This window comes from Marinobacter sp. B-12 (genome assembly GCF_056857915.1).
Genome location: NZ_JBSXOB010000023.1, coordinates 1 through 24,834, shown reverse-complemented (window position 1 = coordinate 24,834; position 24,834 = coordinate 1). Strand labels below are relative to the sequence as shown.

The window sequence follows — 24,834 nt, the reverse complement described above, 5'->3', positions numbered from 1 at the left end:
ATCCGCACTGTCGCTTGTGAAAAGGTTTATAACACGTCGTTCACCGGGCTGTCAGGTGAATCCGCTCCGGTGCCCAGTTGGCTGCGGCTCGGGCAAGCAGGGTACCGATGTCTGATGCCCCTGCCAACAAACGTTGATCTTGTCCCAATGCCGCGAGGGCCTGTTTCAGGTTGTCTTTCGCTTTCCGGTCATCCAGGGCTGGGGCTTGATTTTGCTTGCTAAGCTTCTGACCATCAGCATTGAGAATAACGGGAATGTGCATCCACTGAGGTGACGGGGCGCCCAGTGAACGATAGATCTGTTGTTGCTGTGCGGTCATGTCCAACAGATCTGAGCCCCTGACGACGTGGCTTATGCCCTGGTCGATGTCGTCGGCAACGACCGCCAGTTGGTAGGCGTAGAAGCCTTCCTTGCGGAGGATGACCGGGTCGTCCAGTTCAGCGTGTACCCTCTGCACTTGCGGCCCCAGTAATTGGTCGTGCCACTCGCTGCGCTCGTCGTGAAGGGCAAAGCGGACAGCGAACGGACGTTCTCCCGGTTCGGCCTTCCCCTCACGGCAGTGCTCCGGGTGGTGCCCTTTGTTTTCACGCAGTTGTTTTCGTGAACAGGCACAGCGATAGGCCAGTCCCTGGCTGAGTAAATGATCAATCAATGCATGGTAGTGGGCATGGCGTTCTGACTGGAACCGCACCGGCTCATCGGAATGCAGGCCGTGGGCGTCCAGGCTATCCAGTATCCTCTGGGTGGCTTCGGGGGATTCACGAAGGGGGTCAAGGTCTTCGATGCGCACCAGCCAGGTGCCTTTGTGACTGCGAGCCTCCAGGTAGCTGGCAACGGCGGTGACCAGGGAGCCAAAATGCAGAGGCCCGGTTGGAGACGGCGCAAATCGGCCGCGATAATGGGAATCCGTCATGGCTGGCGAATACCGGCCCCGGGTTCGGGAGCCGGCATACTCAGAGGCGTGGGATCAGATGCCAGTCTGGCGCTCGCGAATTTCAGCGAGGGTCTTGCAGTCGATGCACAATGTCGCGGTTGGCCGCGCCTCGAGGCGACGGGTACCGATTTCAACGCCGCACTGGTCGCAGAATCCGTAGTCATCCTTGTCGATGCGGTCGATGGTCTGGTCAATTTTCTTGATCAGCTTGCGCTCGCGGTCGCGGGTGCGCAGTTCCAGGCTGAATTCCTCTTCCTGGGTTGCGCGGTCGCTGGGATCCGCGTAATTTGCCGCATCTTCCTGCATGTGGTGCATCGTGCGGTCCACTTCTTCCATCAGCTCCTGCTTCCATTGCAGCAGCAGATTCTTGAAGTGCTCCAGCATTTCCGCACTCATGTACTCTTCACCCTTCTTCATTTCATAGGGGGTGAAGTTGGTGAAACGTTCGCGTGCTTGTTCTGCAGTCTTTGCCATTGAACCCGGCCTCATATTTGTACTTCGCAAGAGCGCTTTATTTCCGGCGGCCAGCGAATACTGGCCGGTCATTGCCCTGGAAAAAGCATTCGTCCTGAAACGGGAATTTGCGGAAAATAGCAGATTAGTCACAGGGGTGCCAGCCTTGTGATGCCTACTTTTGCTCGGAGTCCAAAATGAAGTTGCCCGCACCACTGATCGAAGGCCGTCTGTTAAGGCGTTACAAGCGGTTCCTGGCCGATATCCGGTTACCGGATGGCAATGAAGTTATTGCCCATTGCCCCAATACGGGCTCCATGTTGGGGTGTCAGCCCCAGGATGCCCGGGTATGGCTGAGTACCAGTGACAATCCCAAGCGCAAGCTGAAGTATACCTGGGAGTTGGTTGAAACCGCTCCGGGCGAGGTGGCCTGCATCAACACGGCGAGGCCGAATACGCAGGCGCGTGAAGCCATTGAATACGGGGCGATTCCGGAGTTGGCTGGCTACGAAACCTGTAGGGCAGAGGTGCGCTACGGTGCTGAAAAAAGCCGTATCGACCTTCACCTGAGCGGCCACGCCAATCTCCCGGATGCCTGGGTGGAGGTAAAAAACGTGACCCTTTGCGAGGATGGGCAGGGCTTTTTCCCCGATGCCGTAACCACCCGTGGCCAGAAACACCTGCGGGAACTGATGGCGCAGGCCAGGGCAGGCGAGCGTGCGGTGCTGTTTTTTGTGGTCAATCACACCGGCATCGACAGTGTGCGGCCTGCCGACCATATCGACAGCGCCTACGGCGTGCTGCTTCGTGAGGCAAAGGCGGCCGGCGTTGAGCTGCTGGCGTACAGGGCCGGGCTGTCCGGCCCACAGGGGCCGGATGGGAATATCTCATTGGGGGAAGCCGTGCCGGTTATCCTGGAGGCCTGAGGCGGTAACTTCGGGATGTTGCAACGCATCCGGACACCGTCCAGAGCAGGCGTTTTACATACCGGGAAGGCCAAAGTGCTGACGGATTCGGTCTGCGACTGCCTCCCCCACATGTTCCTGGTCGGTATACAGATGAATGGTGTGGGTTTTTTCGTCGGTGGTAAGGGGCTCAAGCCAGGCTTCTTGCTCTTCCAGGAATTCTTCGGTGGCTTCGGAGGCATCACCTGTACGGTTACGGGCCCATTCCTTGCGGCTTTCCAGGGGCGCTTCGCAGTGCAGTAGAGCGAACGGCATACCCCGGCTCTCCGCCACGTCCGCCATCATCTCCCGCTCGGACTGTTTCAGGCAGGCAGAGTCTACGATCACGGGCAGACCGCTGGTCAGTAAAGCGCCGGCCAGTTTGGCCAGGCGCTCATAGGTGCGCTGGTTGCCCTCTTCTGTATACAGCTTCTCACCGGTCGGGGATTTGCTCTGGTCCAGCGGGCCAAGGCCAAAGAGTCGCTTGCGCTCTACGTCCGAACGTAGCCGGATCAGCCCCAATTCCGCCGCCATGGAGCCGCTGACGCAGGATTTGCCACTGGCGGAGAGGCCGGTGGTGGCCAGCAGGTAAGGGTTTGGTATGGCGCTGTAGTCTTCCGCCAGCTGGGCGTAATCGCGATAACGCTGCATCAGGCCCTGGCGCTCTGCATCGGTCAGTGATGGATTGCCCAGGGTAAACAGGGCGATTTTGGCGCGGACCATGGCCCGGTAAGCCTTGTAGAGGGGCAGCAGCGGGAGGGCCTCGAAGTCACCCCGGTATTCCAGGTAGGTATTCAATACCAGGTTCGCCAGCTCGGGCTCACGGCGGGACTCCAGGTCCATCAACAGGAACGCCAGGTCATTGATCACATCAATCCAGCGGAAAGGCTCATTGAACTCGATGCAGTCGAATACCGTCACGTCGCCGTCATAGATTGTGATATTTGCCAGATGCAGGTCGCCATGGCATTCCCGTACAAACCCGCTCTCGTAGCGCTCGGAAATCAGGGCCGATTGACGCTCAAAGGTGCTGCGGGTCCATTGCTCCAGATTGTCGAGTTGAAGCAGGAGCGCGTCATCGTCAACCATCGGGCGGATCTGGTCGAAGTTTTCCTGCATCGCAGCGAAGACCGCTTCCGGCGTTCCCAGTGGTTTGCCGGATTCAACCGGTGGTTGGCTGTCGTGGAAGTCCGCGGCCTGCCGGGCGAGGCTGGTGAGCAGTTCAGGCGTGAGTTTGCTGTTTTCCTGTCGCACGTCGAACAGTTCGTTCTGGTCGAACTGACGCATGCGAATGGCGTACTCGAACGCGTCCCCCTCGCCACCGAGCGCCGGGGCCTCGGCCGAGCCGGTTATGGGTAATACGTCGAGGTATAGATTGTCGGCGAGGCGCCGATTCAATCGCAATTCCTCTTCGCAAAAGTGCTTGCGTCGCTCCAGGGTCGAGAAGTTGAGAAAGCCGAAGTCCATCGGCTTCTTGATTTTGTAGGCATAGTCGCCGGTCAGGATGACCCATGAGATGTGCGTTTCGATAACCTGAAAGTCTTTCACCGGGTGGTCATACAGTGCCGGATTCTGCAGTGTCAGAATCAGGTTGTCGGAAGGTGCATCGCTCACGGCTCTCTCCTTGGGTTCCTTGAACTCGTTGATTTTTATCGCCCCCATCATAACGAGCAAAGCGGACAGATTACAGAAATAACACACGGATGACCTGCCGTACCGAGGTCCGGATTCGTTATAATCCCGCCATGAAAAAATCTGCTTCCCCCCGGAAATCGCCCAAGAAAAACACCCGCAAGGGAAAGTCTGCCCGCCGGCCCTGGTTCTGGCGCCTGTTTTTGCGCGTCTTTTTTATCGGCGTGGTGCTGCTCGCCGGTTGGATGGTCTACCTGGATGCGGTGGTCACCTCCCGCTTTGAAGGCCGTCGATTTGAAGTGCCTTCACGAGTCTATGCGAGACCACTGGAGCTGTATGACGGCGCGAGCGTCAGCTCAGGCGCGCTACAGCGGGAGCTTGAGCTGTCCGGCTACCGTGCCGGGGATGGCAGCCAGGCAGGTACCTATCGCCGCAATGGCGGTCACTTCATTATCAGCACGCGGGGCTTTCTGTTTACTGATGGGCTGGAACCTCGTAGACGCCTGTCGCTCAACATATACAGCGACCAGGTGCAGGATTTCCGGGTACTGTCGGGCGACCCTTCGCCGATTGTGCGCCTGGAACCGGCCCAGATTGGCGGTATCTATCCCGCCCACAAGGAAGATCGGGTGTTGGTGCAGCTGGCGGATGTGCCTGACCTTTTCACCGACACGTTGTTGGCCGTTGAGGACCGCAATTTCCATGACCATGTCGGGGTCGCCCCGCTATCGATTGGCAGGGCAATGCTGGCCAATATCCGGGCCGGGCAGATCGTGCAGGGGGGCAGCACGCTGACCCAGCAGTTGGTGAAGAACTTCTTTCTGACCCGGGATCAGACCTTGTTGCGCAAGGGCAACGAAGCCTTGATGTCGCTGTTGCTGGAACTCCATTACGAAAAGAACGACATACTGGAAACCTACGTCAACGAGGTTTACGTGGGGCAGGCAGGCACACGAGCCATCCACGGGTTCGGGCTGGCCAGCCAGTTCTATTTCGGCGAGTCGATTCGTGATCTTCAAACCCATCAGATTGCCTTGTTGGTCGGACTGGTGAAAGGGCCGAGCTACTATAATCCCCGGCGCCATCCGGAGCGTGCCCTGTCCCGTCGCAATCTGGTCATCGATGTGATGGCCGAAACTGATCTCATCAGCGAACAGGACGCCGCCAGGGCTCGTGCCCAGCCGCTGGGTGTTACGAACCAGGCTTCGTACTCTGAAAACCGGTACCCGGCCTACATCGATCTGGTTCGTCGTCACCTGGCCCGGGACTACAAGCAGGAAGATCTGCAGAGTGAGGGGCTTCGCATCTTCACCACCCTGAACCCCGCGATCCAGTATGCGGCCGAATTTGCCGTCAAGGATATGCTCGGGCGAATGGAAGGGAGCTCCGATACCACGCTGGAATCTGCCATGGTGGTGACTTCGCGGGACAGTGGAGAGGTATTGGCCCTGGTTGGTGGACGTGACCCGAAATATGCCGGTTTCAATCGTGCCGTGGATGCTAGCCGTCCTATCGGCTCTCTGGTCAAGCCATTCGTTTACCTGACGGCGTTACAGAACCCGGATCGGTATACCCTGATCACGCCGGTCGAGGACAAGGGCTTCTCCCTGGTGTTCGACGACGGCCGCCGCTGGGAGCCGGAAAACTACGATAAGGAACAGCGCGGCGAGGTGCCCTTGCACAAGGCACTCTCCCATTCGTATAACCTGCCTACTGTGCGTGTAGGGCTGGATGTGGGTATCGGTGCTGTGAAGTCTACCTTGCAGGGGTTTGGCGTTCCCGGCGGTATTTCGGAGTATCCCTCAATGTTACTGGGCTCAGTCTCCATGACGCCGGTGACGGTCGCCCAGATCTATCAGGGCCTGGCTACCTCCGGTTTCAATACGCCCCTGAGAACCATCCGGCAGGTTACCGATGCGCAAGGCGAGGCCCTGTCGCGCTATAGCCTGAAAGTGGACCAGGTCGCTGATCCCGCTGCGGTACATCTTGTCCAGTACGTTATGCAGGAAACCATGCAGGAAGGCACCGGGCGTTCCGCGTATCGCACCGTGCCGAGGGAACTCTCGCTTGCAGGGAAGACCGGAACCACCGATGATGGCCGCGATTCCTGGTTTGCCGGGTTCAGCGGCGACCTGCTGGCGGTGACCTGGGTTGGCCGGGACGACAACGGCCCAACGTCTCTGACGGGCGCCACCGGCGCGCTACCGGTATGGTCCCGGTTTATGAGCCAGGTACCGCAGCATGGCTTCTCGCCGGTGGTACCGGATGGCGTAGAGTACCTCTGGGTCAATCCCGACGAAGTCGCCCTGACAGAAGAACATTGTGATAATGCACGCCTCGTACCGTTCATCACCGGCAGTGAGCCTGATGTGGAGGTTTCCTGCGGAGGTAATATCGAGCGGCGGATACGGGGCTGGTTTGAAGGACTCTTCCAATGACATCGAACACGTTTAAATGCGCTGGTTTATTGGCCCTGTCGCTGGCGGTGGCCGGTTGTGCCTCTGGCCCGGGTGGTGGATCCATTTATGTGCCAGCCGGTGGTCAGTCATCCCCTGACGAGGCGCCCCAGCCGCCACAAACGAGTGAGCCGCGTGACGAACCGCGGGTTGAACGTAAAAGCGAGCAGCCTGATCAACCGGTGCGGCAGCCAGAGCGCACGGCCCCCAGCTACCAGGATGAGGGGGACGCTCTGTCACCGGCAGCACGAAGCCTTATTCAGCGGGCGGACAGCCTGATGGCGTCCGGCGAGACCCAGGCCGCCGTGGCGCAACTGGAGCGGGCGCAACGGATTGCTCCACGCTCGGCGCAGGTGTACTTCAAACTCTCGCAAGCCTACGTGGCACTGGATCAGCTGGGTTCGGCGGAGCAGTTCACTCTGAAAGGGTTGTCTTTGGCGGGCAGTGACGCATCGCTGCAGCGTGCGGGGTGGCTGTTGCTGGCGGATATCCGGCGTGCCAGGGGTAATGTGGCTGGGGCGGATCAGGCAGAGGCACGTGCGTCGGCCTTGTGATTTGAGGTAGCTGGAGCCGGGCGGTCTTTGAACTGCCCGGCGATCTATCGAGAACTACGGCTGTGTCTGGAGTTCAAAATCAGCGGTAGACGTCTCGCTAGCAACAACGATGACATTTTGAGCGCCGTTGAAGTTGATGTCGTCGTCTGATGGTTCTCCCTGATCATTCTCGATCAGGTCATCCCCGCAGGTATAGCTCACGGTGTACTCGCCAGCTGGAATGAAAGCGGCGGTGTAGGTATAGGTTCCGTTTTCGTCGACCGGCGCAACAACCAGTGGTTCGTTTTCGCTGCCAATGTCGTCAGGCACGGCATCTGCACCTTCATGAACGTAGACGTTGCCTGCAAATTCAGGAGTCATTGCGTCACCACATTCCTGAGTGATCAGTTCGCCAGCTATCGTTCCCTCGATAGTGCCGACCTCAGAGTTGTCGACAAGCCTGAGTACCGGCTTGAGGCGATAGCTGTCCTGCCCGACAGGGTTAACCAGTGACTTGCGAACATCGAAGTCGATGGTAAAGCTAACTTCACCTCCGGCAGGAACGGTAAACCCTGATGTCTGCACGCCTCTTGCCGATGGAGTGGTAAGGATGTGAGCGCTTCCGTCATCAAGAAGGACGGTGTTGTCGTCGCCGAGTTCGATTCGCATCCAGTTGTAGTTGCCAGCCGGAACTTCTTCATCAGTAATGAGGCTTTCAAATGAGCCTCCCTGTAAATCAAGAAGATTGATGGGTTCGGGGAATTCCAGCTCAAACCTGCGACGTTCGCCGTCTGGAGGTTGAAGTACCAGCGCGGCAACCTCAATGTGTACCTCCTGGGCACTGTCTACAGGTGCATCGGTCAGCCCGACGCTTACGCTGCCGGTCTCCCCTCTGCTAAGACTGCTGCTGCCGCTGTCACCGCCGCAGGCAGTCAGTGCCCCGGTAACGCCAAGTATTGTCAGGTATTTGAGAGACTGATTCATTGCAAACCTCCTTAAGGAAAGACGCTGGCCGGCTGAAGAAATGTTGGGTGGCCGCAGGTGCATAACGCTGAATTGTCGTCAGCCGTTCCTTGGGGGCTGTTAACCTTTGCCTGTGAGACGGCTGATTCGACTTTGATCGATGGTTTGGTTTTGGGCCAATACTTAGGTGCAGATTGTGTTGTAAACTGCGCCCTCTTTTTTTGCGCGATTAATCAGACGAGTACCGGTTTTGGCTTTACTTTCCTTTAACCCTTCACGGGCCAAGCGATTTGAGAAACTGGTGCAGCCGCATTTGGAGGCTATGTACCGGTTTGCGTATCGTTTGGCCGGGCAGCAACATGACGCAGAGGATTTGGTGCAGGATGTGGTCGTGAAGCTGTATCCCCGTCTCTCGGAGCTGGAGTCAGTGGAGCAGTTGAGGCCATGGTTGAATCGCGTGTTGTACCGGCACTTTATCGATCAGGTTCGGCGCAAAGGACGTCGCGCCGACAGGCCTGTTAGCGATGTAGCAGAGCCGGAACAGCAGTCCTCCTTTTTAGACTCATACGCCGCGGATATTCCCGATCTCAGTGAACAGATCAGTTCCGAACGCTTGAAGCCCGTTATGGATGAGATTATTCAGGCTCTGTCGCCGGATCAGCGCACTTTGATGCTGCTGCACGATGTAGATGGCTGGAGCCAGGAAGATATCGCTCAGGTGCTTGAGATACCAGTTGGTACGGTGAAGTCGAGAGTCCATCGTTGTCGGGCCGCCCTGCGGGAAAAGTTACTTGAGCGTCCGGAACTTTTTCCGCAGGCCGAGCGTGTGAAAGAATGAGGTGATGGCAATGATATGTGACGAGTGCAAAAACAATCTGGGGTCCTGGGCCAAGGCCGAGTTGTCGGCTGCTCAGGCTAACCGCCTTGAGCAGCACCTTGCCGAGTGTGAGGGCTGCTCTGTTGCCGCACACAACGAATTGGCAATCGTCACCGCGATGTGTGAAAGCCAGGAGATACCTCCCCCGTCGCCGGGTTTTGAGAAACAGGTTCTGGATGTCGCCATCGGAAGAGAGCACCGGTCCCGCAAACGCCTCGCGGACTACGGTTGGAGTGCCCCATGGGCGGGTGGTGCCATTGCGGCGGCCCTGGTCCTGGGAATTGCACTTGGTTTTGGCTGGCGTTCAGGCCAGGAGCCGGCGGATGAGTTGGTACAGATTGAAACCGATTCAGTAACCGATCATCGAGCAACCGTTGTTGATGAAAACACGGATGAACACTCGGGCGTGGAGCCTGTTGCCCGGAATGTTCGGCTTGCGTTTCGCTCCAGGGAAGCGCTGCAGGGTGTTACTTTGACAGTGGAGTTACCGCCTCATGTAGAGGTTTCGGATTATCCCGGGCACCAAAAGTTGAGCTGGAGAGTTGATCTGGATAAAGGCGAAAACGTGGTAAACCTGCCATTAAACATACTGTTCTCTGGTGAGGGTGAACTGGTCGCTCATCTTGACGATGGCCAAAGAACCAAAACGTTCCGGGCTAGTCTCAATGGCCCATCAATAAATGGACATCCGGAGCCCTCGTCATGATGTCGGGAATCTGGCAGAGAACTGTTTTTCTCGTCGGTCTCAGTCTGTTTTTGGTGGGACCGTCAACGGTTTTTGCGAGTGATGATCTTGATGTGACCATGAGAATGGTTACGGACGACGAAGACCTTACAGAGTCTGTCGTGCGTGAGATTAACCTGCGTGAACCGGTATCACTTGGTCGACCGTCGAAAGATCGTGGCGTTGATAAGTCCGTTAATTCCGCGGATAAGGCTCGTGATGCCCGGGATGCACGCGAAAGAGGGCGGGAAGCCGCCAACGCAGCGTCAGAGCGGGCTCGGGAGGTCCGTAATGACAATGGGCGAAAGGGGCGCCCTGAGCTGCCTGGTCTGCCAGATGTCTCCAATCGCCCCGACCGGCCCTAGCTTCCCTCACTAACTACTTGTTAACTATACCGCATCGTAATTTTCCTTCTGCGACGAAGCACTTCGTCAGTTGCTATACTCCGGTTTTTGTCGTGCCCTCATTTAACGCGTCTGTTTTGAGGGGCGCCACCACAGCGTATTTCCGGAGTAAAGCTTGGGGTTCCCACGATCAGCCATTCTGTTTATTGCCCTGATGACCTCGACGCCTGCGGCGATAGCCATGGAGGTCATCAATAAGCCGGATTTCGATGCCGGGGTGGAGGCCTTTCGGCAAGGAAACCTGGAAGAGGCCCGGATTTTTTTCGAGCGAGCAAGGGCGTCTGGCTCCAACTCTCCATCCCTACTCTACAATCTCGGCGTTGTTTATTTCCGTCTCGGCGATCTCGAGTCGGCCGAAATGGTATTCCTGACGTTGTTGGAAACGCCTCATGCGCCTCTGGCTTACTACAATCTCGGGCTGGTAAAGCAGAAGATGGGTAAGGTGGGCGACGCCCGCCAGTGGTTTGAGCGCGCTGCCAGCAAGGATTCACCTGAAGAAGTCCAAACGTTGGCTCGTCACCAGCTGGCTGATGTCACCGCGGAATCTCCATCGGATCAGCAACATGGTAGTGGCTATCTCGCCGTCGCTGGCGGATACGACGATAATATTGCCGGAACCCCGGATGACGTTTCCAGTGATAAGGAAGGTGGCTTTGCGGATGCTCTTGCGGCAGGAAGTGTTCAGCTTGGAATGAAGGAACTTAGTGTGCACGGGGTTGCCTTTACTCGCCGGTACCCCGGGAACTCAGCCTTCGACAACACTTATCTCAGCACCGGTGCGTCGTTGCCGAAAGAACTGGCAGGCGGAGAGCTCACGTCAACCCTGAGCCTGTCGGCTTCCTGGTTTGGAGGTGATCCCCTTGAACGCGAGGCTCGAGTCGAGATGCTCTATCGTCCCGATCGGTGCGTTTTGGCTCCGGTGGTGTCTGGTGTTGAATGCAGCGTAAGTGGTTCGGTTTCCAAGATTGAAGGTGGTAGCGATTACAGCGCCTACGATGGTGAGATGCTGCAGTTCCGTGCCAGCGCTGATAAAGCGTTGGGAAGCTGGGTTCTGAGCGGTCATTATCAACTGGAAGATAACCATCGAAAGGATCTCTCCACACAGCAGGAGTTCTTCAGTGTATCTCCCATACGCAACCTCGTGTCGGCGGAAGTCCGTCACTATGTGTCGCGCCGATTTTCGTTAGGCGGCAAGGCGGATGTTCGCTACTCCCGCTACAAGGATGACCAGAGGTTCGTATCGAACGGGGCGCTGGTCTCAGAGCGGCGCACGGATAACCGGTTGCGCGGTTCTCTGCTGGCGGAATACCGACTGGCCGGTGAATGGATGATGCTGGCGGAATGGAGCATGCTGGACAACCGCAGTAGCATTGAACGTTATGACTACAGCCGTCGGGAAGTGATGCTCGGGTTTGAGACGGTATTCTGAAACCATGGCGGGACATCCGTTTCCTGCCATGACGTATGGAGCTATTTAAAGCCCGGCGTTTCTCAGGCGGTTGGCCTGCTGCCGGAAGACGGTCTTTGGATCCGTCTCGAACAGGCTATGCAGACCAAGGGCCTGATTTACCTCATCCAGGTGGTTCATGAAATAATTGTCACGAATCACTTTGCCGAAGTGGCTGCTGCAGCGACCCACCAAACCATCGTTGGGGCTGAAGGTAAACGCCAGGCTGGTGGTGCCCAAAAGCGCGTCGGATGGGTCCAGCACGTTGGTCAGTACGCCAGTGCCACCCCATGAATAAAAGCGCACACCGTTGCTGGAATAGGCACCTTCACCACAGGCACTGGCAGGAACGCCGGCGGGGGCGAAGTTGTTGAACTCAGCACTGCCTTCGGTGGTCAGTGAGTAGAGGCTGGACTGAAGGTCCTGGTTGTAGCCGCCGCCGGAGAGCAGGTCGATCAGGCTGCCCAGTGCGTTGCCGAGTGATGCCGCAAGACCGTCCGCCGGAGATCCGTGGATCAGGTCTGCAACCGGTGAGCCTTTATGGGGGGAGCCCACAGAGGTTACCGAGGCTACCAGGTCCGGTCTTACCCGTGCTACGTATCGAGCGGTGGGCCCGCCATGGCTGTGGCCAATCAGGTTTACCTTGCCATGCACCGCTGCGATTGAGGCGATCTGTGGCAGCAGTGCCTCACCCCTGGCGATGGTGCTGTCCAGAGCGGGTACCTGGGTGGTGTAGACATCGGCGCCGTACTTGCGCAGGTCTTCGGCAATGCCATACCAGTAGTCCACGCCTACAATTGAATCGAATCCGAACATACCGTGAACCAACACCACCGGATAGCGGGTGTCGGTGTAGTTGGAGGGCGTGGAATTCCACCACCAGGCCATTGATGGCGCCGACCATGCCAGTGCCACCAGCATGGCGAATACCTTGATCCATTGTTTCATTGTTGCACCTACAGTTTGCTGTTGTATTTGTTGTCAAACTGCGGCTCGACCTAACAGGTTGTGCCGACTACTGCATGTTCGGGCAGTCCAAGGCAGTAATGCGTGGCGTCCGTGCGCTGACTTCTGTCTTGTGATTGTTAGATGGTCGCAGTCAGTGCATCTCTTGTCTGAGATCTGACCATAATTTGATTATGGGGTGAGCGATGTCAACGGCAGGAGGGGCCGGGGCGGTTTGGGCGGTCAGAAGTGTGATACGGGTCACCCCTGTGGCCCCGAAAGACATGCCCTTGTGACTGGCAGGGTTTCGGGGGCAGGGGTCAATCGGCAGTGTTCAGAGCGTTTTCATGACACGGCGTGCCGCTTCCGTTGTCTGTCGGATGTCGTCATCGCTCAGGGCGGCACTGGTAAAGCCGGCCTCAAAGGCTGAAGGTGCCAGGTACACACCTTCCTTGAGCATCCCCTGGAAGAACTTCTTGAACCGCTCGACGTCGCAGGCCATGACCTGGTCGAAGCGGGTGATTCTGGGGGAGTCGGTAAAGAAGAATCCGAACATGGCGCCAGCACTTTGCACTGCCAATGGGACGCCGGTGCTGTCCGCAGCCTCCTTCAACCCATCGCGAACGGCGTTGGTTTTTTCCGTCAACCGGTCATGGAATCCCGGCTCTGAAATGGCGTTCAATGTAGCCAGCCCGGCACACATGGCCAGCGGGTTGCCACTCAGAGTACCGGCCTGGTAAACCGGCCCCAGTGGCGAAATGTGTTCCATGATTTCCCGTTTGCCGCCGAACGCGCCAACGGGCAGGCCGCCGCCAATCACTTTGCCCAGAGCAGTCAGGTCCGGTGTGACACCGTAGAGGCCCTGAGCGCCACCGAGAGAGACGCGGAAGCCGGTCATGACCTCATCGAAAATCAATACCGTGCCGTGCTCGTCGCATACCTCCCGCAAGGCTTCAAGGAAACCGGGTACAGGCGGTATGCAGTTCATGTTGCCCGCCACTGGCTCAACGATGATGGCCGCGATCTCATCGCCCATTTTCGCGAAGGTTTCCCGAACGCTTTCAATATCGTTGAACGCCAGGGTCAACGTATGTTCCGCGAGGCTGGCGGGAATGCCCGGTGAGTTGGGGACGCCCAGGGTCAGTGCGCCGGAGCCGGCTTTCACCAGTAGGGAATCCACGTGGCCGTGATAGCAGCCTTCGAATTTCACGATCTTGTCTCGGCCGGTATAGCCGCGGGCGAGCCGAACCGTGCTCATAGTGGCCTCGGTGCCGGAATTAACCATGCGCACCAGATCAATGGAAGGGACCAGTTCGCAGACCTTCTTGGCCATTTCGGTTTCGATTGCCGTCGGTGCCCCGTAACCGATGCCCTGATCGACCTGAGCATGGAGCGCATCCTTGATGATCTGGTTGCCGTGGCCAAGGATCATAGGCCCCCAGGAGCCGATGTAATCGATGTAGCGGCGATCGTCTTCGTCGTACAGGTAGGCGCCTTCGGCGTGCTTGAAAAACAGCGGGGTACCGCCGACTCCCCGAAAGGCCCGGACCGGAGAGTTGACGCCTCCCGGGATGTATTTCTGAGCCTGTTCGAACAGGGTTTCGGACTGGGTCATGGTTCAGGACTCCTCAGGTACGGACGATGAAAAAAGTGGGTGATGTTGCGCAAACAGCCGGCTAAATCGGCGTGCGCGCTCTTCAATGGCGGCAGCGTCACCATCAAACAGGCCACCGACTACGGCCAGCAGGTCGGCCCCGGCGCGGATCAGGCCTTCGCCGTTGTCTGTGGTAATGCCCCCAATGGCGGTTAGGGGTTTGCCAAACTGCCGTGACTTGGCCAGAACTGAGGGATCGGCAACGGGCGCGTCAGGCTTCGTGGTTGAGTTAAAGAAGCGGCCGAAGGCCAGGTAGTCGGCGCCGTCCGCATCCGCACGGGACGCCAGTGCCAGGTCGGCATGGCAGGTCGCACCGATAATGGCATGGTCACCAAGCTGCCGTCTGGCCTGGGCCAGGGAGCCATCGGACTGGCCCAAGTGCACGCCGGCGGCTCCGCAGCGTCGGGCCAGCTCTGGGTCATCGTTGATGATCAGGGGCACCCGGGCGTTGTGACAGAGGGCTGCCAGGTCCTGCGCCTGTTTCAGTCGTTCCGGCTCTGGCGCTTTTTTTTCACGGTATTGTACCAACACAGCCCCGCCTCGAAGGGCCGCTTCAACCGCGACCAACAGCCGGTCTTCCGGTAATAGCTGGCTGTCGGTAATGGCGTAGAGGCCTGGCTTCAGGCCCTTGGCGATGGCCTGGGCACTGAAGGTGCCGGAAGGCGTTAGCTCTGCCATGGAATGCCCCGGTCGGGTACTGGTTGCCCTTTGCCGACTCGCAGTGCATGCCGGATCGCACGGAGGACGTAGTTCTGCGCCTGGTCAATCGCTGCCCCGGCAGAGAGGCCTGATGCCCTGCCAGCGGCGATCGAAGCCGCCAGGGTGCACCCGGTGCCGTGATATTCACCACCAACCCGCTCAATGTAAAAACGGGAAGGTTCTTCGGTCTGGTGGTAGAGGGTGTTGATGATGTCCTCGCCTTCGCCATGCCCCCCCGTGGCCAGTACTGACTGGCAACCAGCGTCTAGCAGGTTGCGGGCGGCTTGCGTCGGGTCTTCGTCCTCGCCCAGCAGAGCCAATTCGATGCTGTTTGGCGTAATCATCTCGGCGTGTCGGAACAGACGCGCCTTCATACGTGCAATCAGTGTTTCGTCGGCGAGGTCGCCGCCGCCGGCGGCCTTGATCACCGGATCGGTAATCAGCGGGATGTCAGGGTGGTTGGCGAGAAAGTCCACCAGCACATCCACCACATCGGCGTTGCCGAGGGCACCGGTTTTAATGGCATGAATGGGGGTGTCTCCGGCCAGGCATTCCAGTTGTTGGCGGACGATGTCCGGATCCGTTGCGGTGGCGTTGTATACGTTACGGGTGTCTTGCACGGTCAGGCAGGACAACACTGGCAGTGGGTGACAGCCCAGGGCGGTCACCGCCTGGATATCGGCCTGGATGCCGGCACCGCCAGAGGGGTCCAAGCCAGAAATAATCAGAACGTGTGGACGGCTGTGAAGGTTGATAGTCTGGCTCCTCAGAAGGGTTTGACGACAGCGAGAATGACAACGGCGACCAGTGCCAGAACGGGTATCTCGTTAAACCAGCGGTAGAACACGTGGCTCCGGGTGTTCTGGTCATCGCGGAACACCTTCACCAGATGTCCGCAGTAGAAGTGGTAGCCGATCAGCAGGACAACCAACAACAGTTTGGCGTGAATCCAGCCTTGGCTCATGTAACCCTCGACATTGTAACCGATGAGCCAGAGACCAAAAACAACCGTTGCCGCCATCGACGGCGTGGTGATTCCGCGATAGAGCTTGCGCTCCATGATCTTGAAGCGCTGGCGGCCAGGTTCGTCCTCACAGGCGGCGTGATAGACGAACAGTCTTGGCAGGTAGAAAAGGCCGGCGAACCAGCACACCATGGACACAATATGCAGGGCTTTGACCCACAGCATTTATCAACTCCGTCGGTATTGGTAGTAGCTCTCGATATCCGATTTCAGCACAACGCCGTAGACGCGTTGGATCATCGGGGCAACATGCCGCTGTACGTAGAGGGCCTCTACGTTGGTCTGGTCAAACTCGTTCAGTGCTTCTTCCAGGGTTGCCTGATACTGCACTGGTGCGATGTCCCGGCGATTGGCGGGAATGTCCATCAGGTCAATCTGCTCTGGTGTTGTGTCTTCTTCGCTGTCCGTTGCTGGCGCTTTGGTATCTTCCATGTAGCGGGCCAGATCCACTGCCGGCAGCAGGCCAGTGGGGCCGTTGCTTCCCTCCACCACTAGCCATTTTGGTTCGGATTTGAGGATTTTCCTGGCTTCTTCGCGCGACAGGAAACGTTCGGTGCGAAGGATGCTCCTGTCCATGATGGCGCCTACGGACACGCGTCGTAAAGCCTGGATAACCGGTGAGTTCTGGTAGCTCAGGCCCTGGCTCTTGAGTATGGTCAGAAACAAAGACTTCTTGCCAAAAGCCTCGCTGGTGACCAGGCTCGAGGTGGTAATGATCAGCATGCCCGGCAGAATGATGTGGGGATTCCTTGTGAGTTCCATCAGTGCCATGAGTGCGGCCAGTGGCGCCTGCAGCACGGCCCCCATCATGGCGCCCATGCCCAGCATGGCGTAAAAGCCCACGGACGATGCCATATCCGGCAATATCTGGGCGCCGATTAATCCCATGGCGCCCCCCAGTGTGGCTCCCATGAACAGGGTGGGGCCAATCACGCCGCTAGGCATGCCAAGGCCGAGGGTGACCGAGGTGATCAACAGCTTGGCTATTCCGGCGCCCAGCAGTAACCAGAAGGGCAGTTGGTTGTCGATAGTGAACTGCACAGTGTCGTATCCGATACCCATCACTTCCGGCACAACAATGGCAAACGGCACCATAAGAAGTCCAGCGATAGTGAGCCGCAGTAATACCGGACGGTGGTGGTGTCGCCCGGTGGTGTCGATCAGTTGTATAAAGGCCGCCGCCGCCACTCCGATAATGATCGCAATGGCAATGATCCAGGGGATTTCCAGCAGGGAGTTCATGGTCAGCGGCGGTACACTGAACGCTGGCTCTGAGCCATACGCGGCCTGGGTGACCACCGCTGCGGTAACGGATGCCAGGATGATGGGGGTAAAACCGGCGATGGTGTATTCCATCATCACCACTTCCATCGCGAAAATAACGCCTGAGATGGGGGTGTTGAAAGACGCGGAAATGGCGGCGGCGCAGCCGCAGGCGACCAGGGTCCGGATGCTGTTGTTGGGTAGCCGCATCCATTGCCCCATCAGGCTGGAGATAGCAGCGCCAAGATGCACGGCGGGGCCTTCCCGACCGGCGGATTGGCCGGTAACGACGGTGCCGACACCGGTGACGAACTGGACAAGCGCGCTGCGAACGGAAATATAGCCCTGATGGTAGTTCAGGCGTTCCATAACGTGCACGATGCCCACCTTGCGGTCGTGGGTTGCCAGGTTGTGCATCAGCAGGCCTAGCGCAACGGCACCCGCCAATGGCAGGATGGCGCGGGTAAGAATGTCCAACTCTTCAAACGACTCAGAACCGTCGCCAGGCAGGAAGTACTCAAGCGGCCATTCAATGGCCAGGCGAAACACCAGAATCACACCGCCGGTAAACAGGCCCGATAGCAATCCGAGCACAGCCAGTTGCGGCAAGGCGTCGACACCGGACAGCCGGCGTCGGAAAACCGGGATCAGATTTTCAGTGATCTTTTTTCTCAGTTTGCGCATGACCGCCGGTTTTCCAGGGACGAGTGGTTTCTTGACGATATTGTAACCAGCGCCGGTCGGGCTGCAATAAGTCATTGGTTTATCATGTTAGACTATGCGTGTTTTATGAACTCGATTTCAGCTGGAGAAACAGGTGATAAAAGTAGGCATTGTAGGTGGAACCGGTTATACCGGTGTTGAGCTCCTGAGGATTCTTGCGGTCCATCCGGATGTGATGGTGAGTTGCATTACATCGCGCTCGGAGGCCGGCATGCCGGTCGCCGATATGTATCCGAACCTTCGCGGCCACTACGACCTTGCCTTTTCCGAGCCGGACGTAAAGACGCTGGCAGCCTGTGATTTAGTCTTTTTCGCTACGCCTCACGGTGTGGCCATGCGCATGATGCCGGAACTGATGACTGCGGGAACCCGTGTTGTGGATTTGTCGGCGGACTTCCGCCTTCGGGACCTTGATGTCTGGGCCGAATGGTACGGTATGCCCCACGAAAGCGCCGAGTGGGCGGAGAAAGCGGTTTATGGCCTGCCGGAAGTGGTGCGGGACAAGATCCGCGCAGCACAACTTGTGGCTAATCCTGGCTGTTATCCCACAGCTGTCCAGTTGGGTTTTCTGCCGTTGCTGGAGAGCGGACTGGTCGATCCGTCGCGACTGATCGCGGATGCCAAGTCAGGTGCCAGTGGTGCGGGGCGTCAGGGCAAGATCGGCATGCTGCACGGTGAGGTGGGTGAGAGCTTCAAGGCCTACGGAGCATCCGGCCACCGTCATCTCCCGGAAATTCGCCAGGGTTTGTCGCAGGCGGCGGGTGTTGATGTTGGTGTTACCTTCGTGCCGCACCTGATTCCGATGGTCCGGGGAATCGAGGCGACTCTCTACGCGGAGCTCCGGAACCCCGCTGACTTTGACCGCCTCCAGTCGCTGTTTGAAGACCGCTTCCGGGATGAGCCTTTCGTGGACGTGATGCCTTTTGGCAGCCATCCGGAAACCCGCAGTGTTCGTGGTGCCAACAACTGTCGTATGGCCCTTCACCGGCAGGAGCAGAGCAACATTGTGATCGTTTCATCGGTCATTGATAACCTGGTGAAAGGTGCGGCAGGGCAGGCGGTCCAGAACATGAACATCATGTTTGACCTCAAGGAAACCCTCGGGCTGGAAGCGCCCGCGCTGCTACCATAGGCCTGACCGGTGAGCGAACACAGAAAACCCGCTGAAGAATACGTCGTTATCCGGCATCGCCCGGGTTACCGACTTCGCCGCAGCTTGATATTGCTGACGTTTTCCATCCTTGCTGCGGTGCTGGGGTATGTGACCGGTATGGCACAGGGTGGGTTCCGTTTTTCAACCGCCGAGGAGTCCCGCGACCTGTTGGAAGAGCAGGTTGAGGACCTTCGAGAACAAAACCGCGAGGCCAGCCAGCAACTGGTCAACCTGGAGCGGGGGCGAACCATAGATGCACAAGCGCTTAACCAGGCGAGAAGGAGCATCGTTGATCTGGAAACCCGGATCGCGTCACTGAAAGCGGACCTGACTTTCTATAAAAACATCATGGCGCCTTCGGAAACCAGTAAAGGGCTGCAGGTTGATCGGTTCGCGATGCAGCAGGGGCGCGAGGACGACACCTACGGTTTCAAGTTGGTGCTCACCCAGATTGGTGACAACAAGAGTTATATATCGGGCGTGGTCGCGGTGAACGTCATCGGCATGCGAAACGGAGACAAAGAAGTGATCGCGCTACGGGATTTGTCTGATGATATCGACGATTTGGGAGTCAAGTTCCGCTTCCGGTATTTTCAGGATGTAGAGGGGCTTTTGCGAGTGCCGGACGGTTTCAAGCCAGTAGAGTTGCAGGTGGTCGCCCGTGCTGAAGGCAGGAAATCGTCCCAGGCCGAACGAACTTTTGATTGGGATGAATTAACGGAGAACTGAAATGCTTGGCAAAAAGAAACAGAAACCAAGGCGGCCCGCGGGGCACTTCGATACGCTGGTCTCATCCCGCACGACGGTTAAGGGGGATGTGCATTTCTCCGGTGGGCTGCATGTTGATGGCACTATTCGCGGCCGGGTGGTTGCCGAAGAAGGCGGTGATGCGGTGTTGCGGTTGTCTGAAGTGGGCTCCGTGGAGGGTGACATTGTTGCCCCCCATGTAATCGTAAACGGTACGGTTCATGGCGATGTGTACGCATCGACGCACCTTGAACTGGCCGAAAAAGCCTCCATCCATGGCAACGTCTACTACAATCTGATCGAGATGGCCATGGGCGCGTCTGTCAACGGAAGCCTGGTTCATCAGAACGAGCCTGTAGGTTTGTTGAGCAGGGACAAACAGCCGGACGCTATTGGAGACGCTGTCTCGGAAGAAAAACCGGAGGAGAAAGAGTCGATGGGAGTGTCCGGCAAGGAATAGTTGATTGTTTTAGTCAGGAATATGATAATCAGACCAGATCTTTCTGTAACCGGAGGCGGACTTGAGTGTAGTTCAGCAACAAGCAATCACACCGCTGTTTTTCAGTGACAGCGCGGTATCCAAAGTACGGGAGCTGGTGGACGAGGAGGGTAACTCCGACCTCAAGCTTCGCGTGTTTGTCACCGGTGGCGGCTGTTCCGGTTTCCAGTATGGTTTCTCATTTGATGAGGCGCAGGATGAGGAAGACACTGTCATCGAAAGGGATGGCGTGATGTTGCTTGTGGATCCCATGAGTTACCAGTATCTGATCGGGGCAACCGTGGATTATCAGGAAGGGTTGCAGGGGTCGCAATTTGTCGTGCAGAACCCCAATGCCAGTTCTACGTGTGGCTGTGGTAGCTCTTTCTCGATCTGACGCGAATGTTCAGGCGTAGTACACCGCTCCCAGTATTCTTTTTCCTTCTGCTCCGGTCACTTCCGGAACATTTCCGGGCTTGCCGGAGAGAGTCTGGCTGGCTAGCCAGGCAAATGCGGCTGGTTCTACCCACTGTGGGTCCAGGCCAAGGTCATCTGTTGATGCAAGGCGGGCCGGGCTGCAGGTTCGCTGCAGCGCCCGCATCAGAATCCTGTTTTTAGCGCCGCCTCCACACGCAAATATCGTCGTTCCCGGTGATTGTGGCAACTGCTGCGCGACAGACACGGCCGTTAGCTCGAGAAGGGTGCGTTGTACGTCGGCGCCGGAGAGATCCGGGTGGCGGCGTAACTGAGTCTTGATCCACTCAAGATTGAACTTTTCGGTGCCGGTGCTCTTGGGTGGCTGGCGTGAAAAGTAGGCATCCGAAAGCAGGTCGCTTAGCAGCGCCTGATTGATTTCACCTTCCTCTGCCCATGCACCGTCTTCATCAAACGCGCGGCCTGTCTGATCCATGCACCACGCATCCATCAACGCATTCGCGGGGCCTGTATCAAAACCGGTGATTGGCTCATTGGTGTCCGCTGGAAGGTGGGTGATATTGGCGATGCCACCAAGATTCAGGATGCACCGGCTCTCGCCTGCACAACTAAAGAAGGCTTTATGAAATGCCGGCACCAGTGGAGCGCCTTCGCCGCCTGCCGCCAGATCCCGTCGTCTGAAGTCTGCCACCGTCGTGATGCCCGTTCGCTCAGTGATAACGGTGGGGTCGCCAATCTGCAGGGAGAAAGGTGCCGAACTATCAGGGTGGTGTCGCAGGGTCTGGCCGTGGCTGCCTATGGCATTAATGGACGAGGCCGGAAAGCCGGATTTGTCGATCACGGTCTTCGCTGCGAGGGCAAACAGTGAGCCGACGGCGTGATCAAGCTCGCCGACGTCGTCCGGCGTTCCCCGGTTCTGGCTGAGATTATACAGCCTTCGGCGTATGTCGTCTGGGTAGGTGGTGGTGTGGGTGGCATGCACCAGGATTGTTTGGCCGCTGAACGACACCAGTATGGCGTCAATGCTGTCCATGCTGGTGCCAGACATCAGTCCAATCCACGCTTTCATTCAGTTCACTCGTCAGCGGCCAGGGCTAGATGCTGGTAGTTCTGGCGGAACAGCTCGAACTTGGCAACTTGCTGCTCGGCAAATCCCTTGAAGCGGGCCATTTCTGACTTGGGCACTGGTTTCGCATCAGGGAGCTTAACCTTCCGCGAGTTTCTCGGGGAGCCGTTGATCCGGAATTCATAGTGCAGGTGGGGGCCGGTGACCATGCCGGAAGAGCCGACATGGCCAATGGTGTCGCCCTGCTTGACTTTGGTCCCATTCTTGATGCCTTTGCCGAGGCGGCTCATGTGGGCATAAAGGGTTGTAATGTTGTCGCCGTGCTTGAGAATGACCGTGCGGCCGTAGCCGCCTTTCCAGCCGGCAAACTGTACCCTGCCGTGCCCTGCTGCTTTTATGGGAGTACCTGGAGGCGCGGCGTAGTCAGTGCCCTCGTGCGGGCGAACGACATCCAGCACCGGGTGACGGCGTTGGAGGTTAAAGGAAGACGAGACGCGGGCATTGATAGGTGTGCGCAGGAACGCCTTGCGCATGCTGCTGCCATCCGGGCTGTAATAGTCGGTATCGCCGTTACTGTCGGTGTATTGCAGGGCAATGACCTCCTTGCCCTGATTGATAAAACGGGCAGACAGGATGTTGCCGGTATCGAACTTCTCACCGTCCAGATACAGTTCCTCATACACCACTTCGAACCGGTCACCCTTGCGGACATCGTATACGAAGTCGATGTTCCACCCGAAGATGCCGGCCATTTCCATGGCCAGTCTGTCACTCATGCCAGCTTCGCGCGCGGCCACATAGAGGGAGCCGTCAATAACGCCTGAGGCAAATGCTGGCTTAACGTCGGGCTCGCGGACCACGGTTTCGCCGGTAAAACCTTCCTCGGTCTTCTCAACGTGAAGGGTTTCCAGGAGATTGCGCTGAAGGTCGATGGCTGCGAGTTCGCCGGCATCATCGGTTGCAAAAGCGATGGTTTCGCCAGCGTAGAGCCGCTGAAGTTTATCGGCTTCGCCAGAGCCATGGATCACAGACAGCATAATACCGTCGTTAAAGCCGGCTTTGCCGAACAGGGATGAAAGTGTGTCGCCGGACTTGATCTTGTATTCCTGCCATTGCAACTCCGGCTCGCTGACCTCAGCCATGGCTGCAGCGGTGTCCAGTGCCCCGGGTAGCTGAGTCTCATTGCTGATGGATGCCAGTTCAGATGCTGCCGTTGCCTTGTCTTCAGACATCTTGTCGGCGGCGGGCTGCTTGCTCGGGCGCGGAGATGGCGTGCCTGACTCCTTGACGGTGCCTTCGTCGAGATCCAACGAATAAGCCATTCTGTTGGCTTCTACATCGGCGCTGGGGCTCATCAGAATAGCGGCTGCGATGACAACACTGGTCGCCGCAGCAATGGTGATATGGGTTTTTGGAAACATTTTCAGCACGTGTCGCATCCGTTTTAATCGGTATTCCGGCAGGTTGTACTACCTAATTAAAGCTGTTGTTCAAGTATAGTCCAACAGATTACCGTATAAAATGCGCTCAGGACAGCATCAAACATTACCGTTACCGGCATGCGGGCCGGATTTTTGAGGCCGGGATTGTTATAATGCCGGGCCTTAAATACGCGGCTTTGTTCGAAAACTGAGCAGGTACACTTTAACAAGGGTGCTGGTAACGCACAGATTTCTTTTGTAGATCTCTGTAACTGTCGTCCGGCCCAAATGATCAGAATTGAGGATGTGTGGTACATGGCATCTATTGATGAGGCACTGGCCGTAATCAAGCGCGGCATGGATGAGTTGATCCCCGAGGAAGGGTTGATTGAGAAGCTCCGAGAGGGGCGCCCTCTCAGGATAAAAGCCGGATTCGATCCCACGGCCCCTGATCTCCACTTAGGCCATACGGTTCTGATCAACAAACTGCGACAGTTCCAGGATCTGGGACATGAGGTGATCTTCCTTATTGGAGATTTCACCGGAATGATTGGTGACCCCACTGGTAAGAGTGCAACTCGTCCGCCTCTGACCGAGGCGCAGGTTGCCGCCAACGCCATTACCTATAAAGAGCAGGTGTTCAAGATCCTGGATCAGGAAAAGACGCGAGTGGTGTTTAACTCTGACTGGATGAGCAAGCTCTCTGCGGCTGACATGATTCGTCTGGCGGGGCAATATACGGTTGCCCGTATGCTCGAGCGCGATGATTTTACCAAGCGCTACCGTGCCGAGCAGCCCATCGCCATCCATGAGTTCCTGTATCCACTGGTTCAGGGGTACGACTCGGTCGCCCTCGAGGCGGATGTGGAACTGGGTGGAACGGACCAAAAGTTCAATTTGTTGATGGGGCGTATTCTCCAGAAGCACTATGGCCAGAAGCCGCAGGCTGTATTGACCATGCCTTTGCTGGAAGGGCTGGATGGTGTCCAGAAGATGTCAAAGTCACTGGGCAATTATGTGGGCGTTAATGATTCGCCGGGTGAAATGTACACCAAGTTGCTGTCCATGCCGGATGATCTACTGTGGCGTTATTTCGAGCTGCTGAGTTTTCGGCCGTTGGCGGAAGTGGGTGAATTTCGCGCCGCGGTTTCCGAAGGTGCAAATCCCCAGGACTACAAAAAGCTGTTGGCGGAAGAAATTATCACGCGCTTCCATGACGCAGACGCTGCAGCGACGGCCCACAAATCCGCTGGTAACCGGGTGGGTCTGGGTGAAATACCCGAGAACGTGCCGACTATCGAGGTTTCCCTCGCCGGGCAGGAGCAGTTGCCTGTCGCTACAGTGCTTCGTCTGGCAGGGTTGGTGAAGAATGGGGCCGCTGCCAGAGATGTACTTGGGCGTGGTGCTGTCTTTATTGATGGCGAGAAGCACGAGGGGGATCGTTTCTTTAATCTGGGCGACGACTGCGTTGTACAGGCGGGTAAGAAGAAGATTGCCCGTGTAGTGATCACGGATTGATCGATAAGTAAGGTTTTTGAGAAAATATTGAAAACCGCGTTGACAGTCCGACTGAGCTCTGTAGAATACGCATCTCTTTCGAGGGGTACGCCACTGAGGCGGGCCAGAAATTGAAAGACAACCGTTTGAATTGATTGAAGATTTCGAGTTTAAAAATTCTTCAGAAAGCGGTTGACAAGGCAGCGATTCGATGTAGAATGCGCCACCTTGATCGGGCAAGCCCCGAACGCTCTTTAAAAAGTTAACCAAGTAATTCGTGTGGGCGCTGGCCGAGGTATTTCGGATACGAAATATCAGGACAGTGACTCGTCGAAATTGAGTTTTGTCTTGAGCAAGAATAG

General features: G+C 57.3%; 24 protein-coding genes. 12 read left to right on the top strand and 12 right to left on the bottom strand.

Going from position 1 to position 24,834, the window contains the following annotated elements:
• Positions 1–40: 40 nt before the first annotated feature.
• Both gluQRS and dksA read right to left on the bottom strand, forming a co-directional pair.
• Positions 41–913, bottom strand: coding sequence for a tRNA glutamyl-Q(34) synthetase GluQRS (gene gluQRS / locus AC13D2_RS01830; protein ID WP_273062745.1), 873 nt, complete (start codon positions 911–913; stop codon positions 41–43).
• 54 nt (positions 914–967) lie between these two features.
• Complete coding sequence (gene dksA / locus AC13D2_RS01825; RefSeq protein WP_292047823.1) at positions 968–1,408, bottom strand: RNA polymerase-binding protein DksA; 441 nt, start codon at positions 1,406–1,408, stop codon at positions 968–970.
• A gap of 176 nt (positions 1,409–1,584) precedes the next feature.
• Between dksA and sfsA the strand changes: the two genes are divergently transcribed.
• Positions 1,585–2,313 (top strand): DNA/RNA nuclease SfsA, encoded by a 729-nt coding sequence (gene sfsA, locus AC13D2_RS01820; protein ID WP_273062749.1) that lies wholly within the window; start codon positions 1,585–1,587, stop codon positions 2,311–2,313.
• Positions 2,314–2,367: 54 nt separating this feature from the next.
• Here sfsA and AC13D2_RS01815 read toward each other — a convergent pair whose 3' ends face one another.
• Positions 2,368–3,996 carry a bifunctional aminoglycoside phosphotransferase/ATP-binding protein gene (locus AC13D2_RS01815; protein ID WP_273062751.1) on the bottom strand — a complete coding sequence of 543 codons (1,629 nt, stop codon included), beginning with the start codon at positions 3,994–3,996 and terminating at the stop codon, positions 2,368–2,370.
• A gap of 80 nt (positions 3,997–4,076) precedes the next feature.
• Between AC13D2_RS01815 and mrcB the strand changes: the two genes are divergently transcribed.
• The gene (mrcB, locus tag AC13D2_RS01810; protein WP_292047826.1) at positions 4,077–6,401 is read left to right on the top strand and encodes a penicillin-binding protein 1B; all 2,325 of its coding nucleotides are present in this window, start codon (positions 4,077–4,079) and stop codon (positions 6,399–6,401) included.
• Positions 6,398–6,973 (top strand): hypothetical protein, encoded by a 576-nt coding sequence (locus tag AC13D2_RS01805; RefSeq protein ID WP_292047829.1) that lies wholly within the window; start codon positions 6,398–6,400, stop codon positions 6,971–6,973. The genes mrcB and AC13D2_RS01805 overlap by 4 nt, the downstream gene beginning before the upstream one ends.
• A gap of 54 nt (positions 6,974–7,027) precedes the next feature.
• Here the strand turns inward: AC13D2_RS01805 and AC13D2_RS01800 are convergent, their stop codons facing one another.
• Positions 7,028–7,936, bottom strand: a complete 909-nt coding sequence (locus AC13D2_RS01800; RefSeq protein ID WP_482938136.1) for a DUF4382 domain-containing protein — start codon at positions 7,934–7,936, stop codon at positions 7,028–7,030.
• 280 nt (positions 7,937–8,216) lie between these two features.
• On the opposite strand from AC13D2_RS01800, the gene AC13D2_RS01795 reads away from it, so the two are divergent.
• From AC13D2_RS01795 to AC13D2_RS01780, 4 genes are all read left to right on the top strand, one after another.
• Positions 8,217–8,753: an RNA polymerase sigma factor gene (locus tag AC13D2_RS01795; protein WP_421910199.1), complete on the top strand. Its 537-nt coding sequence runs from the start codon at positions 8,217–8,219 to the stop codon at positions 8,751–8,753.
• Positions 8,754–8,757: 4 nt separating this feature from the next.
• Positions 8,758–9,498, top strand: a complete 741-nt coding sequence (locus AC13D2_RS01790) for an anti-sigma factor family protein (RefSeq protein WP_421910200.1) — start codon at positions 8,758–8,760, stop codon at positions 9,496–9,498.
• Between the two features lie 98 nt (positions 9,499–9,596).
• Positions 9,597–9,881, top strand: a complete 285-nt coding sequence (locus AC13D2_RS01785; RefSeq protein WP_300497532.1) for a hypothetical protein — start codon at positions 9,597–9,599, stop codon at positions 9,879–9,881.
• A gap of 154 nt (positions 9,882–10,035) precedes the next feature.
• Positions 10,036–11,349: a tetratricopeptide repeat protein gene (locus AC13D2_RS01780; protein WP_292047839.1), complete on the top strand. Its 1,314-nt coding sequence runs from the start codon at positions 10,036–10,038 to the stop codon at positions 11,347–11,349.
• Between the two features lie 45 nt (positions 11,350–11,394).
• Here AC13D2_RS01780 and AC13D2_RS01775 read toward each other — a convergent pair whose 3' ends face one another.
• The 6 genes from AC13D2_RS01775 to AC13D2_RS01750 all read right to left on the bottom strand — a co-directional run bounded on the left by AC13D2_RS01775 (position 11,395) and on the right by AC13D2_RS01750 (position 17,636).
• Positions 11,395–12,315, bottom strand: a complete 921-nt coding sequence (locus AC13D2_RS01775; RefSeq protein WP_421910203.1) for a lipase family alpha/beta hydrolase — start codon at positions 12,313–12,315, stop codon at positions 11,395–11,397.
• Between the two features lie 331 nt (positions 12,316–12,646).
• Positions 12,647–13,927: a glutamate-1-semialdehyde 2,1-aminomutase gene (gene hemL / locus AC13D2_RS01770; RefSeq protein ID WP_482938135.1), complete on the bottom strand. Its 1,281-nt coding sequence runs from the start codon at positions 13,925–13,927 to the stop codon at positions 12,647–12,649.
• 3 nt (positions 13,928–13,930) lie between these two features.
• On the bottom strand, positions 13,931–14,644 hold the full coding sequence (gene thiE / locus AC13D2_RS01765) for a thiamine phosphate synthase (RefSeq protein WP_300497525.1): 714 nt from the start codon (positions 14,642–14,644) through the stop codon (positions 13,931–13,933).
• Complete coding sequence (thiD, locus tag AC13D2_RS01760) at positions 14,632–15,387, bottom strand: bifunctional hydroxymethylpyrimidine kinase/phosphomethylpyrimidine kinase (RefSeq protein ID WP_367187228.1); 756 nt, start codon at positions 15,385–15,387, stop codon at positions 14,632–14,634. Before thiD ends, thiE begins: the two co-directional genes overlap by 13 nt.
• 44 nt (positions 15,388–15,431) lie before the next feature.
• Positions 15,432–15,854 (bottom strand): protoporphyrinogen oxidase HemJ, encoded by a 423-nt coding sequence (gene hemJ, locus AC13D2_RS01755; RefSeq protein WP_482938134.1) that lies wholly within the window; start codon positions 15,852–15,854, stop codon positions 15,432–15,434.
• 3 nt (positions 15,855–15,857) lie between these two features.
• Positions 15,858–17,636 (bottom strand): chloride channel protein, encoded by a 1,779-nt coding sequence (locus AC13D2_RS01750; protein ID WP_300497519.1) that lies wholly within the window; start codon positions 17,634–17,636, stop codon positions 15,858–15,860.
• Between the two features lie 133 nt (positions 17,637–17,769).
• Here AC13D2_RS01750 and argC point away from each other — a divergent pair, with 133 nt between their 5' ends.
• From argC to erpA, 4 genes are all read left to right on the top strand, one after another.
• On the top strand, positions 17,770–18,807 hold the full coding sequence (gene argC, locus AC13D2_RS01745) for an N-acetyl-gamma-glutamyl-phosphate reductase (protein ID WP_292047849.1): 1,038 nt from the start codon (positions 17,770–17,772) through the stop codon (positions 18,805–18,807).
• A gap of 9 nt (positions 18,808–18,816) precedes the next feature.
• Positions 18,817–19,557 carry a DUF6776 family protein gene (locus tag AC13D2_RS01740; RefSeq protein WP_292047850.1) on the top strand — a complete coding sequence of 247 codons (741 nt, stop codon included), beginning with the start codon at positions 18,817–18,819 and terminating at the stop codon, positions 19,555–19,557.
• A gap of 1 nt (position 19,558) precedes the next feature.
• Positions 19,559–20,035, top strand: a complete 477-nt coding sequence (locus AC13D2_RS01735) for a bactofilin family protein (protein ID WP_292047853.1) — start codon at positions 19,559–19,561, stop codon at positions 20,033–20,035.
• Positions 20,036–20,096: 61 nt separating this feature from the next.
• A complete protein-coding gene (erpA, locus tag AC13D2_RS01730; RefSeq protein ID WP_292047854.1) occupies positions 20,097–20,450 on the top strand; it encodes an iron-sulfur cluster insertion protein ErpA in 354 nt (117 codons plus the stop codon).
• A gap of 9 nt (positions 20,451–20,459) precedes the next feature.
• On the opposite strand, the gene AC13D2_RS01725 is transcribed toward erpA, so the two are convergent.
• Complete coding sequence (locus AC13D2_RS01725; RefSeq protein WP_482938133.1) at positions 20,460–21,557, bottom strand: anhydro-N-acetylmuramic acid kinase; 1,098 nt, start codon at positions 21,555–21,557, stop codon at positions 20,460–20,462.
• Positions 21,558–21,562: 5 nt separating this feature from the next.
• The gene (locus AC13D2_RS01720) at positions 21,563–22,984 is read right to left on the bottom strand and encodes a peptidoglycan DD-metalloendopeptidase family protein (RefSeq protein WP_300497508.1); all 1,422 of its coding nucleotides are present in this window, start codon (positions 22,982–22,984) and stop codon (positions 21,563–21,565) included.
• Positions 22,985–23,290: 306 nt separating this feature from the next.
• Here AC13D2_RS01720 and tyrS point away from each other — a divergent pair, with 306 nt between their 5' ends.
• A complete protein-coding gene (gene tyrS / locus AC13D2_RS01715) occupies positions 23,291–24,493 on the top strand; it encodes a tyrosine--tRNA ligase (RefSeq protein ID WP_292047858.1) in 1,203 nt (400 codons plus the stop codon).
• Positions 24,494–24,834 lie beyond the last annotated feature (341 nt).

Excerpts from the sequence above, each read along its gene's own strand:
- gluQRS (WP_273062745.1), bottom strand. The coding sequence starts at position 913 with ATGACGGATTCCCATTATCGCGGCCGATTTGCGCCGTCTCCAACCGGG.
- dksA (WP_292047823.1), bottom strand. The coding sequence starts at position 1,408 with ATGGCAAAGACTGCAGAACAAGCACGCGAACGTTTCACCAACTTCACC.
- sfsA (WP_273062749.1), top strand. The coding sequence starts at position 1,585 with ATGAAGTTGCCCGCACCACTGATCGAAGGCCGTCTGTTAAGGCGTTAC.
- AC13D2_RS01815 (WP_273062751.1), bottom strand. The coding sequence starts at position 3,996 with ATGATGGGGGCGATAAAAATCAACGAGTTCAAGGAACCCAAGGAGAGA.
- mrcB (WP_292047826.1), top strand. The coding sequence starts at position 4,077 with ATGAAAAAATCTGCTTCCCCCCGGAAATCGCCCAAGAAAAACACCCGC.
- AC13D2_RS01805 (WP_292047829.1), top strand. The coding sequence starts at position 6,398 with ATGACATCGAACACGTTTAAATGCGCTGGTTTATTGGCCCTGTCGCTG.
- AC13D2_RS01800 (WP_482938136.1), bottom strand. The coding sequence starts at position 7,936 with ATGAATCAGTCTCTCAAATACCTGACAATACTTGGCGTTACCGGGGCA.
- AC13D2_RS01790 (WP_421910200.1), top strand. The coding sequence starts at position 8,758 with ATGGCAATGATATGTGACGAGTGCAAAAACAATCTGGGGTCCTGGGCC.
- AC13D2_RS01785 (WP_300497532.1), top strand. The coding sequence starts at position 9,597 with ATGAGAATGGTTACGGACGACGAAGACCTTACAGAGTCTGTCGTGCGT.
- AC13D2_RS01775 (WP_421910203.1), bottom strand. The coding sequence starts at position 12,315 with ATGAAACAATGGATCAAGGTATTCGCCATGCTGGTGGCACTGGCATGG.
- hemL (WP_482938135.1), bottom strand. The coding sequence starts at position 13,927 with ATGACCCAGTCCGAAACCCTGTTCGAACAGGCTCAGAAATACATCCCG.
- thiE (WP_300497525.1), bottom strand. The coding sequence starts at position 14,644 with ATGGCAGAGCTAACGCCTTCCGGCACCTTCAGTGCCCAGGCCATCGCC.
- hemJ (WP_482938134.1), bottom strand. The coding sequence starts at position 15,854 with ATGCTGTGGGTCAAAGCCCTGCATATTGTGTCCATGGTGTGCTGGTTC.
- AC13D2_RS01750 (WP_300497519.1), bottom strand. The coding sequence starts at position 17,636 with ATGCGCAAACTGAGAAAAAAGATCACTGAAAATCTGATCCCGGTTTTC.
- AC13D2_RS01735 (WP_292047853.1), top strand. The coding sequence starts at position 19,559 with ATGCTTGGCAAAAAGAAACAGAAACCAAGGCGGCCCGCGGGGCACTTC.
- AC13D2_RS01725 (WP_482938133.1), bottom strand. The coding sequence starts at position 21,557 with ATGAAAGCGTGGATTGGACTGATGTCTGGCACCAGCATGGACAGCATT.
- tyrS (WP_292047858.1), top strand. The coding sequence starts at position 23,291 with ATGGCATCTATTGATGAGGCACTGGCCGTAATCAAGCGCGGCATGGAT.